This is a genomic window from Arthrobacter gandavensis, assembly GCF_039528575.1.
Classification (GTDB): domain Bacteria; phylum Actinomycetota; class Actinomycetes; order Actinomycetales; family Micrococcaceae; genus Arthrobacter_B; species Arthrobacter_B citreus_B.
Window position 1 is genome coordinate 220,244 of sequence record NZ_BAAALV010000001.1, and the last position, 13,486, is coordinate 233,729.

At 65.5% G+C, this 13,486-nt stretch carries 15 protein-coding genes; 9 read left to right on the plus strand and 6 right to left on the minus strand.

Annotated elements, in window-relative coordinates:
* Positions 1–19 precede the first annotated feature (19 nt).
* From ABFX29_RS01035 to ABFX29_RS01045, 3 genes are read right to left on the minus strand one after another with little or no spacing between them, the layout of a single operon-like run.
* Positions 20–898: an SURF1 family cytochrome oxidase biogenesis protein gene (locus ABFX29_RS01035; protein ID WP_152228002.1), complete on the minus strand. Its 879-nt coding sequence runs from the start codon at positions 896–898 to the stop codon at positions 20–22.
* Complete coding sequence (locus tag ABFX29_RS01040; RefSeq protein WP_152228000.1) at positions 899–1,156, minus strand: hypothetical protein; 258 nt, start codon at positions 1,154–1,156, stop codon at positions 899–901.
* Positions 1,153–1,548 (minus strand): DUF3099 domain-containing protein, encoded by a 396-nt coding sequence (locus ABFX29_RS01045; RefSeq protein WP_152227998.1) that lies wholly within the window; start codon positions 1,546–1,548, stop codon positions 1,153–1,155. Before ABFX29_RS01045 ends, ABFX29_RS01040 begins: the two co-directional genes overlap by 4 nt.
* A 146-nt stretch (positions 1,549–1,694) precedes the next feature.
* Here ABFX29_RS01045 and fabG point away from each other — a divergent pair, with 146 nt between their 5' ends.
* A complete protein-coding gene (fabG, locus tag ABFX29_RS01050) occupies positions 1,695–2,423 on the plus strand; it encodes a beta-ketoacyl-ACP reductase (protein WP_152227996.1) in 729 nt (242 codons plus the stop codon).
* Between the two features lie 124 nt (positions 2,424–2,547).
* Positions 2,548–3,291, plus strand: a complete 744-nt coding sequence (locus ABFX29_RS01055) for an SDR family oxidoreductase (RefSeq protein ID WP_152227994.1) — start codon at positions 2,548–2,550, stop codon at positions 3,289–3,291.
* Positions 3,292–3,296: 5 nt separating this feature from the next.
* Here ABFX29_RS01055 and serB read toward each other — a convergent pair whose 3' ends face one another.
* Positions 3,297–4,211: a phosphoserine phosphatase SerB gene (serB, locus tag ABFX29_RS01060; protein WP_152227992.1), complete on the minus strand. Its 915-nt coding sequence runs from the start codon at positions 4,209–4,211 to the stop codon at positions 3,297–3,299.
* Between the two features lie 114 nt (positions 4,212–4,325).
* On the opposite strand from serB, the gene ABFX29_RS01065 reads away from it, so the two are divergent.
* From ABFX29_RS01065 to ABFX29_RS01095, 7 genes are all read left to right on the plus strand, one after another.
* On the plus strand, positions 4,326–5,114 hold the full coding sequence (locus tag ABFX29_RS01065; protein WP_152227989.1) for an ABC transporter ATP-binding protein: 789 nt from the start codon (positions 4,326–4,328) through the stop codon (positions 5,112–5,114).
* Positions 5,115–5,130: 16 nt separating this feature from the next.
* Entirely contained in the window at positions 5,131–5,931 is an 801-nt protein-coding gene (locus ABFX29_RS01070; protein ID WP_152227987.1) for a sulfite exporter TauE/SafE family protein, read from the plus strand.
* Positions 5,932–6,738, plus strand: coding sequence for a TrmH family RNA methyltransferase (locus tag ABFX29_RS01075; protein WP_152227985.1), 807 nt, complete (start codon positions 5,932–5,934; stop codon positions 6,736–6,738).
* Between the two features lie 89 nt (positions 6,739–6,827).
* The gene (locus tag ABFX29_RS01080; protein ID WP_152227983.1) at positions 6,828–7,682 is read left to right on the plus strand and encodes a hypothetical protein; all 855 of its coding nucleotides are present in this window, start codon (positions 6,828–6,830) and stop codon (positions 7,680–7,682) included.
* A gap of 152 nt (positions 7,683–7,834) precedes the next feature.
* A complete protein-coding gene (locus ABFX29_RS01085; RefSeq protein ID WP_091604901.1) occupies positions 7,835–8,092 on the plus strand; it encodes a type B 50S ribosomal protein L31 in 258 nt (85 codons plus the stop codon).
* Between the two features lie 129 nt (positions 8,093–8,221).
* A complete protein-coding gene (gene lplAB, locus ABFX29_RS01090) occupies positions 8,222–9,295 on the plus strand; it encodes a lipoate-protein ligase LplAB (RefSeq protein WP_152227982.1) in 1,074 nt (357 codons plus the stop codon).
* A 43-nt stretch (positions 9,296–9,338) separates the two neighbouring features.
* Complete coding sequence (locus tag ABFX29_RS01095) at positions 9,339–9,671, plus strand: cupin domain-containing protein (protein WP_152227981.1); 333 nt, start codon at positions 9,339–9,341, stop codon at positions 9,669–9,671.
* A 71-nt stretch (positions 9,672–9,742) separates the two neighbouring features.
* Here the strand turns inward: ABFX29_RS01095 and pepN are convergent, their stop codons facing one another.
* Together pepN and ABFX29_RS01105 are read right to left on the minus strand one after the other, a co-directional pair.
* Positions 9,743–12,352 (minus strand): aminopeptidase N, encoded by a 2,610-nt coding sequence (gene pepN / locus ABFX29_RS01100; protein WP_152227980.1) that lies wholly within the window; start codon positions 12,350–12,352, stop codon positions 9,743–9,745.
* A 57-nt stretch (positions 12,353–12,409) separates the two neighbouring features.
* Positions 12,410–13,417, minus strand: coding sequence for a YeiH family protein (locus tag ABFX29_RS01105; protein ID WP_152227979.1), 1,008 nt, complete (start codon positions 13,415–13,417; stop codon positions 12,410–12,412).
* Positions 13,418–13,486: the final 69 nt, after the last annotated feature.

Below are 13,486 nucleotides of genomic sequence, written 5' to 3' on the forward strand. Positions count from 1 at the left end.
GTGACGGCCTGGCTGGAACCTAGTAGCCCTGGGCGTCCAGGATCGCGTCTTCTTCCTCTTCGCCCGTGGGGCCGCGGCGCTTGCGCACCGGCCGGCTGCGGCGCGGAGCCGGCGTTGCCGAGTGGACCTCGTCCTCGTCCTCGAAGTCGTCTTCGTCTTCCTCGCCGGCCTCGATGATGTTCCACGCTTCCTGGCGGGCAGCGTAGCCAAACCCAACGAAGAAGAGCAGGCCAAAGGCATACCACTGAAGGGCGTAGGACAGGTGGGGGCCTTCGTCCAGCGCAGGCTTGGGAGCCGCCTCGGGCCGGTCGGCGGGCGCAGGGTCCTCGGTGTCCATCAGCCCGTAGGCGGCCTGCTCCAGCGGATACCCGGTTTGCTCCTGGTACGTTGCGAGGTCGATCGAGGCCAGCTGGCCCTCCGGTGCGCCACGAAGCAGGGTGGGTTCTGCGGGCTTGATGCGGGCAGTGACGGTTACTTCACCTTCCGGAGCGGCGGGCACCTCGTCCGGCCAGCCTGCCTCGTTGTTGCCGATCGCCAGCCAGCCGCGGTTGATAACGACGGCGGTGCCGTCCTGGAGCTTCAGCGGCACCAGGACCTCATAGCCGGGGCGGCCGTTCAGCGGGCGGTTGCGGACAATCCGCTGGTTCGCGGTGTCGTAGGTGCCGGTCAGCTCGACCGGCAGCCACTCCGCTGACGGATCGAATTCCTCGAAGTAGCCGGCTGCCTCTTCGAAGGGAACCGGGTCCGCCGAGTAGTTTCTCTCTACCCAGCCAATGTCCTCCCGGACAGCATTGCGGCGGTCGAGCTGCCACGTGCCCAGGAACGCGCAGACAGCCGCCAGCGCACACACCAGGGCGAACCAGCCCAGCCACCGGCTGGAAAGGAGGAACTTGTACATCTAGTGGGTGTCGCTTTCGGTTCCGGCGCTGCCGGCAAGGGGCAGCGTTTCCTTCCACAGGGAGCGGACCTGCAGGTAGTCTTCGAGCCAGCCGCGGTGGTCGCCGCAGGCCAGCCAGATCTTCCGCCGCTCAGGTGTATGGATTTTGGGGTTGTTCCACAGCAGCTGCCATTCGGCATCGGCACGGCATCCCTTGCGGGAACACCGGGCACGGTCTTCTGCGCCGGCACCGCCGGATAACTGGTCAAGCAGGTTCATGCGCCCGGTGCCTGCGTTCCCCGGCCGGCAGGGCCGTCGTCGTCAATGATCTCGCCGCTCAGCACCGTGGTGCCGGGGGACTCGGGAGCGTCGGAAACCCGTGCCTCAAGCTGCTGCGGAGCGGCAGCCTCGTAGGGGGAGTCTCCGCCAAGGTTGCTGCTGTCACTGCCTCCGTTGGCGATGACGACGGCGAACCACGGCAGCACGACGGCGCCCGCCACTACAACCCACAGCATCCAGCCGTGGACGAAGAAAAGCAGGAACAGGCACACCATGCGGATGCTCATGGACACCGTGTACTTGACCATGCGCGCGTGCATCTCATCGGTATGCGCCGATCGGGCGTCCGTAATCCGCGGAATGCGGGTGCCGCGGCGGGATAGCTTGCTCATCCCTGGTTCATCGCAGAATCGTCACTGGGTCATCACTCTCCAAACAGATTCCCCCATTGTCTCACTGCTGCCGGGTAACTTGTAGTTGCCTCCGGCGCCGATAGGATCGGATTCTCATGCTCCGCCTCCATACGTAAGGATTTTTTGTGCAGAACGATTCCCAGTCCCAGGCCGGCCGCAGTGTCCTTGTCACCGGTGGAAACCGAGGAATAGGCCTGGCCATCGCCAAGGCATTCGTTGAGGCGGGGGACAAGGTCGCCATTACCTACCGCAGCGGAGACGTTCCCGAAGGCATGCTGGGCGTCAAGGCAGACGTCACGGACATGGCTTCGGTCGATGCCGCGTTCACCGAAGTGGAAGCCGCCCACGGCCCCGTTGAGGTGCTGGTGGCCAATGCCGGAATCACCCGGGACACCCTGCTGCTGCGCATGAGCGAAGACGACTTCACCTCCGTGGTGGACACCAACCTGACCGGAGCGTTCCGGGTAGTCAAGCGGGCGTCCAAGGGAATGCTGAAGCTCCGCCGCGGCCGCGTGGTACTGATCTCCTCGGTAGTGGGCCTGTACGGCTCCCCGGGACAGGTCAACTACGCTGCTTCGAAGGCTGGCCTGGTGGGCATCGCCCGCTCCCTGACCCGCGAACTTGGCTCCCGGAACATCACTGCCAACGTCGTAGCACCCGGGTTTATCGACACTGACATGACCCGCGCCCTGCCCGAGGACACGCAGAAGAACTACCTGTCTTCCATTCCGGCGGGCCGTTTCGCGGCGCCGGAAGAAGTAGCCGGCGTCGTCCGCTGGATCGCGGGCCCGGAAGCAGGCTACATTTCCGGCGCTGTCATCCCCGTGGACGGCGGACTGGGAATGGGACACTAGCCCGTGCCTGCGGGGTATTCCTTGGAGGTTTCCACCAAGGCTCCCGCCGGTACCGGCTGGCAGGATGGGATGCAGAGAGCAAATTTTTAGCTATTTCGCACAAAGTTTCCACAAAGGAGTTCTTATGGGCCAGCTCGAGCACAAAGCGGCAATCGTCACCGGATCATCCCGGGGCATCGGCGCTGAAGTCGCAAAACTGCTTGCCGCCGAAGGTGCAGGCGTCGTCGTCAATTACCGCCAGAAGGCACCCCGCGCCAACAAGGTAGTGGCCGGCATTGAGGCCGGCGGCGGCCGGGCTGTTGCCGTGGGTGCCGACCTGACGTCCCCCGAAGGCCCTGCCGCCCTGGTTGACGCGGCCCTGGATTCCTTCGGCAGCCTGGACCTGCTGGTGCTCAATGCCTCCGGCGGCATGGAAACCGGTGTGGAGGATGATTATGCGCTGAAGCTGAACCGCGACGCGCAGGTCAACATGCTTACGGCGGCAGCTGCGCAGATGAAGCCGGGCTCCCGGGTGGTCTTCGTGACCAGCCACCAGGCCCACTTCATCAACTCTGTTCCCACCATGCCCGAGTACGAGCCCGTTGCCCGGAGCAAGCGTGCCGGTGAGGACGCCCTGCGTGCCCGTATCCCGGAGCTGGAGGAAAAGGGAATCACCCTTGTCGTGGTTTCCGGCGACATGATCGAAGGGACCGTGACCGCAACCCTGCTTGACCGCGCCAACCCGGGTGCCATCGAAGCGCGGCGCGAAGAGGCCGGCCGGCTCTACTCCGTCGAGGAGTTCGCCGCCGAGGTAGCCCGCATGGCCCTTGCAGACGTGCCTGCCGGGCACACCGAGTACGTCGGTGGAGCGGACTACCTCAGCGCCTAGGTCCTCTAGAGCTTCACGAAGTGCTGAACCACGTCCAGGCTGGGCAGGTTCAGCACGGCGTCCGCGGCGGCCTGTACTGCCGGCTTGGCATTGAATGCCACGCCCAGTGCGGCCGCCGCCAGCATGTCCAGGTCATTCGCGCCGTCACCAACGGAAATCGTCTGGTCCAGGCGGATATCCAGCTCCGCCGCCCATTCCCGGAGGCACCGGGCCTTGACCGCGCGGTCCACCACTTCGCCGGTGACCGTCCCGGTCAGGAGTCCGTCCTCGATTCCCAGCTGATTGGCTCGGGCGAACGTGAGTTCCAGTGCGGAGGCCAGGGGAGCCAGCACCTGGTTGAACCCGCCGGAAACCACCGCAACTGCGTGGCCTGCGGACAGGAACGCCTTGACCAGCGACTCAGCGCCGTCGGAGAGTTCAATCCGCGTTCCCACTTCCCCGATGACCGACTCGGGCAGTCCGGCAAGTGTCTTCACCCGGGCATGGAGGCTCTGTGTGAAGTCCAGCTCCCCGCGCATCGCGGCTTCGGTCACGGCAGCTACCTCTGCCTCGCGGCCGGCGTGCGCCGCGAGGAGTTCAATGACTTCCTGCTTGATCAGTGTCGAGTCGACATCCATGACCAGCAGCTTGCGTCCCGGCTCAACCAGTGAAGCGGGCACGACGGCGCTCTGTGCAGGAGACGCTCCGCCTGCCAGCGCCGCCTTGGCGGCAGCGGCAACGGCCGAGCGGAGGGCCTCGAGGCCGCCGTCGAAGGTTACGAACAGTTTCGTCACCACGTAGCCGTCGCCCTCCGCGTTCTCCAGCTCGACGATGCGCGCTCCCGTGCCGGCCACGGCCTGTTGCACCGCTCCGAGGTAGGCGTCAGCGAGTTCGCGTCCGTAGCTGACAACACTGTATTCCGGAGTGGTTTCAGGGGACATGCGTGGTTTCCGATCTTCGTACGGTGTGGGCAGCCGGTCTGGACACGGCCGCGCGGACATGCGGCGGCGTCGCGTTTCGCCAACGCGCCTTTCTTTAGCCTAGTGTCTACTGCTATGAGTGATGTTCTTGAATTTGCCGGAGTAAGTGTCGTCCGGGGCGGAAAAACCCTTCTGGACGGCGTGAACTGGCAGGTGAGGGAAGGCGAACGCTGGGTCATCATGGGACCCAACGGCGCCGGGAAGACCACGCTGCTGCAGATTGCCGGCGGCCGGATGCACCCCACGCGGGGCATGGCAGGAATCCTGGAAGAAGTGCTGGGCGCAGTTGATGTCTTTGAGCTGCGGCCCCGCATTGGACTGGCCTCGGCAGCCCTGGCCAACCAGATCCCGGAGCATGAAACAGTCCTGAACGTAGTCCTTACCGCTGCCTACGGCATGACCGGCCGCTGGCGTGAAAAGTACGACAAGCTGGACGAACGCCGCGCGTTCCGCCTGCTGCACGACTGGGGCATGTCCACCTACATCAACCGCCGCTTCTCCTCGCTGAGCGAAGGGGAACGCAAGCGTGTGCAGATTGCCCGGGCACTGATGACGGACCCGGAGCTGCTGCTCCTGGACGAGCCGGCGGCAGGGCTGGACCTGGCCGGCCGCGAAGACCTGGTCCAGCGCCTGGCCAACCTGGCTGCGGACGAAGACGCCCCCGCGATCGTCCTGGTGACCCACCACCTTGAAGAAGTGCCGCCGGGATTCACCCACGCGCTGCTGATGCGCGACGGCGCCGTGGTGGCAGCCGGCCCCATCGACACCGTGTTCACCGAAGAGCACCTGAGCACCGCCTTTGACCTGCCGCTGGCCGTCCAGCGCGATGCCGCGGGCCGCTACGCCGCCACGGCCCGCCGCTAGCAGGACGTCCAGCTGAATGATCCTGTCTTCGGCAGGGTGGCTTCACGACGCCCTGGTTCTTTTCGCCGGCCTGTGGGCCGGAACGATCAACGCAGTCGTTGGTTCGGGCACCCTGGTGACCTTCCCGGTGCTGGTGGCACTGGGGTACGCACCGGTTGCCGCCACCATCAGCAACGCCATGGGACTGATTGCCGGCAACATCGCCGGATCATGGGGGTACCGGCGCGAGCTGGCAGGACTCGGCGGAACCCTGCTGAGGCTGCTTCCGGCATCGATCCTGGGCGGCATCACCGGTGCCTGGCTGCTGCTGCACCTTCCGGAGGACGTCTTCGGCACGGTAGCTCCCTTCCTCATCGTGGTGGCGCTCCTGTTCGTTGTTTTCCAGCCCAGGCTCCAAGCCTGGGTGCGGGAACGCGCAGCGCGCAACGAGCAGCCCGGGGACGTCGCAGAAGGTCCCCGCCGCCCGTCCTGGCAGCTGACCGTGCTCATTTTCCTCGCCGGCATCTACGGCGGGTACTTCGTCGCTGCGCAGGGCATCCTGCTGGTCGGCATCCTGGGCATCTTCCTTCACGGCACCCTGCAGAATGCGAATGCGGTCAAGAACGTGCTTGTCCTGGGCGTAAACGTGGTGGCGGCATCGTCCTACCTGCTCTTCGCCTTCGACCGGATTATCTGGCCCGTCGTCGCCCTGATCGCGGTCGGATCGCTGGTCGGCGGGTTCCTGGGCGCGGCGGTGGGGCGCAGGCTTCCGCCGGTTGCCCTGCGCACGGTGATCGTGCTGCTGGGGCTCGTGGCGCTCTGGATTATGGTTTTCTAAGTGAGCCTCATCCATCTTGAATCTGCCGATGACCCCCGCGTTTCGGACTACACGCGGCTGACAGACACATCCCTGCGCCGCCTGCGCGAACCGGCCGAGGGAATGTACATAGCCGAATCATCCAAGGTCCTGCGGCGGGCCATCGACGCCGGCCACATCCCCAGGTCCTTTTTCCTGGCCGAGAAGTGGCTGCCGGACCTGCAGGACATCCTGGACCGCTTTCCGGATGCCCCAGCCTACGTAGGCACTCCGGCGATCCTCGAAGCTATCACCGGATTCCACCTGCACCGCGGGGCGCTGGCAGCCATGCAGCGCCCGGCCTCGCTGGAACTGGCAGGTGTACTGGCCGGCTCGCAGCGGATCGCCATCCTGGAGAACATCGTCGACCACACCAACATCGGCGCGATCTTCCGTTCGGCCGCCGCGCTGGGTGTGGATGCCGTCCTGGTCAGCCCGCAGTGTGCAGATCCGCTGTACCGCCGGGCCATCCGCGTCAGCATGGGCACCGTGTTCCAGGTTCCCTGGCTCCGGCTCGGGTCCTGGCCGGGAGCACTCTCCGAACTCCGGGCAGCCGGATTCACGACGGCGGCCCTCGCCTTGGAAGAGGACTCACTGACGCTGGAAGAACTTGGTGCCCGCCGTTACGAAAAGCTGGCGCTGATCCTGGGCACCGAGGGCGACGGCTTATCCCGGAGTACCCTGGCCGAGGTTGACCTGACCGTCCGGATTCCCATGCAGCGCGGAGTCGACTCCCTGAACGTCGCCGCCGCGTCTGCTGTGGCTTTTTGGGAGTGCCGGGTTTCTTAGCCCTTCCCCACGCTTATATCCGGAGCCTGTTGGTGTCACACTTGCCGTGCACGACCCACTACCGTCTCTTTTGAGCCCAGGGGCAGTCCATGCCAGCACGCAAGCACGGTTACCGGCGCCTCGCCGCGCTGTGCCTTGCCGCGGCCCTGCTCCCCGTAGCCGCGGCCTGTGGTCCTACGGCCGAACAAATGACCGCACGGACACAATCTCCCGCGTCCGAACCCCCACGGCCGGAACCCGCGCCGCAGCAGGCAAGGGTGCGCACCGCGGAACCTGAGCCCACTGCGGTCCCGGAACCCCTGCAGGTCAGCGTGAGCGGTGCGCCGGCCGGGATGGCGGAGAGTGTCCAGGACGCGTGCCGGTTCCTGCTTCGCGGGGACAGCGGTGAGTTCACCGGTGCCGCGGACTGCGTCGCCGCCGCCATGGAAGCCGGAACAGGGGCGGAGCAGCAGGTCACCACCACTGCCAGCTGGCTGCCTCCGGGGACCTACACCATGCAGTTCCGCACCGCGCCGGAATTCGCCATGGAGCTTCGAAGCGCTGACGGGCAACTTCACATCTCGGTCTCCGGGGCCGGACGCACGCTGCGGACCGGAGAGTCCGAGACCAGCGCGGATCCCTCCGGCAGCGCGGAAGAAGCCTATGCTGCCGTGCTGGCCGATGCCGCCGAGCTGACGGCCCATCCGGACCGGCTGCGGTCACTGGTGCAGACAGCCGGGAGCGTCCGTGCTGAATACGGGGTTCTTTACCAAGGCGCCCCCGCCACCCGGCTGACCGCCGTCGTCGAACCTGTTAATCCCGGCGACTTCGCCGGTTCGATTGTCCTGACCCTCGATGACCTGTACCGGCCGCTGCTGATCGACTATGCCGGGACTACCCGCGGCATCAGCACCTCGATCAGGGCCGAGATTACCGGCTGGGGCAGCGGCGGAGGACTGCGCTAGGCTGGTAGGCGCGGACACCGAACGTCCAGCGCAGGCAGGTTTTGCGCATCACTGCTGTCATTGCGCTAAGATTGATTGTTGGCCAATTGGCCATAAGAGCTTTGAACCCCATTGTGCCTGGCAAAATCCAGTCACCTAGAGAAGGTATTACTGTGAAGTCTGACATCCACCCCTCGTACGCCCCGGTTGTTTTCCGTGACCTCGCGTCCGACACCGCGTTCCTGACCAACTCCACGGCGACGTCCTCCAAGACGATCGAGTGGGAAGACGGCAACACCTACCCGCTGATCGAGGTGGAAATCTCCTCCGCATCGCACCCGTTCTACACGGGCAAGCAGCGCATCATGGACTCCGCCGGCCGTGTGGAGCGCTTCAACGCTCGGTTCAAGGGCTTCGGCGGCAAGAAGTAGCCTCAGCTTTTCCTGGGCAGCAGCCTAGAATTGGAAGGTCCGTTCGGAATGTTCCGGACGGACCTTTCGTTTACGTCCAATGTCCGGCGTACCAGGCGCCGAGGGTGAGAGTTTTTCAGGAGGATCAGCATGAGCGAAGCACACGACGGCCGCCGGCACGGGGAGTACAAAGTTCCCGGCGGCAAACTGGTCGTGGTGGACCTCGACGTTCAGAACGGCCTCCTGGACTCGGTATCCCTCAGCGGAGACTTCTTCCTTGAACCGGATGACGCGCTTGACGAAATCAACGCAGCGCTGACCGGCCTTTCCGCTGAGAGCACCGCAGAACAAATCGCCGAGGCGATCCGGGCCCGGCTGCGACCCGACGCCGTGCTGTTCGGCTTCTCCCCGGAAGCAGTGGCCATCACTGTCCGCCGTGCGCTGGCCAAGGCCACCAGCTGGGGGGACCACGAATGGGAGATCATCCCGCCCACCCCGCTGTCCACGCATATGCACGTGGCCATGGACGAAGTACTGGCGGAGGAAGTCGCCGCTGGACGGCGCAATCCCACGCTTCGGTTCTGGGAATGGGAATCTCCCTCCGTGGTGATCGGCAGCTTCCAGTCCCTGCGCAACGAGGTGGATCCGGACGGCGCCGAACGCCACGGCGTGACGGTTGTCCGCAGGATCAGCGGCGGCGGCGCCATGTTCATGGAACACGGCAACGCCATCACCTATTCGCTTTATGTCCCGCAGTCCCTCGTTGACGGGCTCAGTTTCGCCGACTCTTATCCGTTCCTTGATGCATGGGTCATGGAGTCACTGGAACGCCTGGGGATCAAGGCCTGGTACCAGCCACTCAATGACATCGCCACGGACCAGGGCAAGATTGGCGGAGCAGCACAGAAGCGGCTCAGTTCCGGCGCCATGCTGCACCACGTGACCATGTCCTATGACATCGATGCGGACAAGATGGTCCAGGTGCTGCGCATCGGCAAGGAGAAGCTCTCCGACAAAGGCACCCGCAGCGCCAAGAAGCGCGTGGATCCGCTGCGCCGGCAGACCGGGCTCAGCCGCGAAGAAATCCTGGACACCATGATGCAGACGTTTGCTGAGCGCTACGGCGCCAGGACAACCGGCATTACCGACGCCGAAATGGAGCGCGCCAAGGAAAAGGTCGTCTCCAAGTTCGATACTCCCGAGTGGATCAACCGGGTCCCGTAGTTCCCGCTACCTAACTGCCCACCCGGCATCTAGACTTCCCGGCATGGAAAAGAAGTCGCTGACGGCGCTGGTGCGTAACCATCTTGAGACGGCCCGGGAGGCTTCCTCGGGCAGGAGCGCGGCCACGGTCTACGGCGGTCATGAGCACGTAATGCGCCAGACCGTGATTGCCCTCGCCGCCGGGTTCAGCCTGGACGAACACGAGAACCCCGGCGAAGCCACCATCACTGTGCTCAAGGGGCGTATCACCCTGCACTCCGAAGGCGAGAGCTGGGAAGGATCCTCCGGCGACCATTTGATCGTGCCGCAGGCCCGCCATGCCGTCACCGCCGTCGAGGACTCGGCTTTCCTGCTGAGCGTAGCCAAACGGCGCTAGCGCAGGCGTTGGCCTGCGAAGGCCCGGCCGGCGTACTGGCCGGACCTTCACAACCACCGTGGGAACTACAGCTAGCGGGCCGCGGCCTGGGCACGCAGGGCGCGGAGCAGCTGGTCCTGCGCTTCGATGATGATCCTGCGCAGCGCAGCCGGAGCCGCGGAGTTGGACTCCAGCCATTCCTGGCTCAGCACCAGCACCGGATGGTCTGCCGGTACCGTGTGCGGCGCCAGGTCCTGTGCGGACGGATAGAGTCCAGCCACCACTCGTGACGCTATTTCTATGCTGCGCGTGGACCACACTGTGTCCAAAGCGGCGAAGTAGTCCGGAATGAAGGCGTCCAGGATTTCGTGGCTTCCGATGTTGAAGCCTTCAATGGTGGCTGAGAGCAGCTCATTGGAAAGTTCCGCTGTATTCACTGCCGTTGCCCAGGCGGCAAGCTTCACGTCCGCGTCGGGCAGCGCCGCCGCTGCCACGGTGTACCCCACCCGGCCCGCGGCCGTGTTGTCCGCCGCCAACTCTGCCTTTAGCTCCTCCGTGCCCGCGGAGCCGGTACCCGCAAGTGCCTGCCAGAGCCGCCACCTCAGGTCCGAATCCACGGTGAGTCCCGGGTAGCTGACCTCACCGGAGAGCAGGCCGCGAAGCAGTTCGTTGTGGCTGGTGCTGTGCCTGCCCAGCGCTGCGGCGGCCCTGGCCAGGATGAGCTGGCTGTCGCTTCCTGCCGGCGCGTCGGCTAGCTGGCCCGCAACCGCCGTAAAGAGCTGTTCCCTGAGCGCGCCGCGGATCTCCGCCGGCGCGTAGCGTTCAACGGCTGTACGTGCGTTGTCCAGCAGTACCTGCTTCACGCCTGCTCCCGGCTCCGACGGAGCGGTCCGGATGACCAGGCGCAGGTAATCACGGGCCGACAGGACGCCGTCGCGCACGCTGTTCCAGAGCGCGGAAAGACAGATGGCGCGGGCCAGGGGATCCCGCAGGCGGGGGAGCGATTCCAGCAGTGTGGCCAGGGACGCCGGATCGAAACGGATCTTGGCGTACGTCAGGTCTCCGTCGTTGGGCAGGAGAAGTGCCGGCACGGGCTTGCCGGCCAGTTCCGGCACCGCGGTACGCCGGCCGGCGACGTCGATCTCCACCGATCCGGTGCGTACGAGCCAACCGTCGGCGTCGAAGTCGTAGGACCCCAGGCGGATCCGGTGCGGTCTGGGCATCTGTTCCCCGCTGACCGGATCCGGTGCGTCCTGCAGCACGGCGATGGAGGCATAGGTACCGTCCTCAGTCCGTTCAGCGTCTACGGACAGGACAGGCACGCCGGCAGTCTGCAGCCACATCCGCGACCACTCGCTCATGTCCCGGCCGGAGGCGGAACCGAGCACCTCGAGCAGGTCCGCGAGGGTGGTGTTGCCCCAGGCATGCCGGGCGAAATAGGTGCGTGAGGCTTCAACGAACGCCTCGAAACCTACGTATGCCACCAGCTGTTTCAGGACCGAGGCACCCTTGGCATAGGTGATGCCGTCGAAGTTCTGCTTGGCAGCTTCAAGGTTTGGGATGTCCGCCACGATGGGGTGCGTGGTGGGCAGCTGGTCCTGTACGTAGGCCCAGGCCTTGCGGCGGTTGGCGAAGCTGACCCACGAGTTGGTCCAGTCTGTGGCTTCGTCCACGGCCAGGGCACCCATGTAGTCGGCGAAGGACTCCTTGAGCCACAGGTCATCCCACCAGCGCATGGTCACCAGGTCACCGAACCACATGTGCGCCATCTCGTGCATGATGGTGTTCGCCCGCGCCTCGTACTGCGCTTCGGTGGCCTTGGTCCGGAACACATAGGCCTCGGTGAAAGTGACCAGGCCGGGATTTTCCATTGCCCCCAGGTTGTACTCGGGCACAAACGCCTGGTCGTACTTCCCGAACGGGTACGGGTAGGCGAAGAGCTGATGGAAGTACTCCAGCCCCCGCTTGGTGGTGTCGAAGATGGAGTCCGCGTCGAAGTGCTCCGCCAGCGAGGCGCGGCAGTAGGCACCAAGGGGCACCACCAGCTCGTCCCCGCCCGGAAGGGTTGTGCGCCAGGAGTCTTCCGCCTTGAAATACGGTCCGGCCAGCACGCAGGTGATGTAGGTGGAGATCCGCTTCGTGGCAGAGAAGTCCCAGCGGCTGCGTGTTGCGCCCACCGGTGTGCGCGCCGCTTCGGGGGAGTTGGAGACAACTTCCCAGTCCGAAGGGGCCGTGACGTGGAAGGTGAAGGAAGCCTTCAGGTCCGGCTGTTCAAAGTTGGCGAAAACCCGCCGTGCGTCAGCGGGTTCATACTGCGTGTAGAGGTAGGTCCGCCCATCGGCTGGATCGGTGAAGCGGTGCAGGCCCTCGCCGCTGCGGCTGTACAAGGCGGTTCCTTCAACGCTGACGACGTTGGTGCCGGTCACCAGGTTGTGCAGCATGATCCGGGAGCCCTTCACGGTTTCCGCTGGATCGTAGGCCTTGCCGTTAACCACGACGGCGTCCACGCCTCCGTGGATGAAGTCCAGGAACGTTGATGCACCCGACTCGGCGCAGTCGAACGTTATGGTGCTGCGCGACCGGAATCCCGCAGCGGCAGGATTCGCGGCGTCTCCCAGGTCCAGTTCAACGTCGTAGGAGTCAACTCGCAGGAGGGCGGAGCGGGCGGCTGCTTCATCGCGGCTCAGGTTTTCGTTAGGCACCAGTTCATTCAACCACTTCAGCCGGTGATGGGGGAGGCGCCGCGGCGGGCACCCGGATCAGGCAGGAACCAGCAGCACTGCCAGGCCGAGTGCTGCCGCGACGATGATGGCCCAGGACACCAGCGATGCCGCAGCTGCCCGGCCGCCGGTGCGGGCAAGGGAGCGCAGGTTCACTGATGCACCCAGCCCAAAGAGCGCCGCGGCGAAGAGCAGCTCCTGCATCAGGGCGGCAGCTTCCAGCAGGCCGGCCGGCAGCAGCCCGGTGGTTCGAAGCGCGACGGCCGCCACGAAACCGGCCACGAAAAGCGGAACCAGCGGAGGGAACTTGCCCCCGCCGCTGCCGGCACGGCGGCGGTGCTGCAGCCCGGCCATGGCACTGACAGGCGCAAGCATCAGTACGCGCACCAGCTTGACGACGACGGCAAGCGCCAGTGCCGCTGCCCCTCCGGTCTGGGCGGTGGCGACCACCTGTCCCACGTCATGGATGGAAGCACCGGACAGGAACCCGAATCTCTCCGGGGACAGGCCCAGGACCGCACTGAACAACGGCAGTACAGCAATGGCCAGCGTTCCGCACAGGGTCACCATCGCCGCCGGAACCGCGGTCCGTTCCGCGCCGATTCCCCTGGCTGCGGCAACAGCGCCAACCGCGGAGACCCCGCAGATTGAAAACCCGGCGGCCACCAGGACCGGTTCTTCTCCCGGAAGGCGGAAGGCACGGCAGACCACGTAGGTTGCCCCAAAGGAGAATCCCACCAGCGCAATGATCAGCACAACAGTGAGCCACCCCAGCTCGGCGATGTCCACCAGGGAGACCTTTAGGCCCAGCAGGACGATGCCCAGCCGCAGGAACCTCTTGGCGGCCAGTGTCAGTCCGGGACGCCAGGGGCCGGCCGAAACCGCTGCCGGACCAGGCACGTTACCCGCAAGAAGTCCCGTCAGGACCGCGGCCGTCAGCACCGGAACCGCCGGGAAGACCCGGTGCACCAGCAGACAGAGCACGACGGCGGCTGCTGCGGCAGCGAGGCCGGGGAGGTAGGCACGGAGAGCGGTGGGCGCTGGCATTCTCCAACCTTGGCGGAGAACCCGCTGCGGCACCAACTCCGTACCGCGCCATTACCGCTCCGGCAGCGC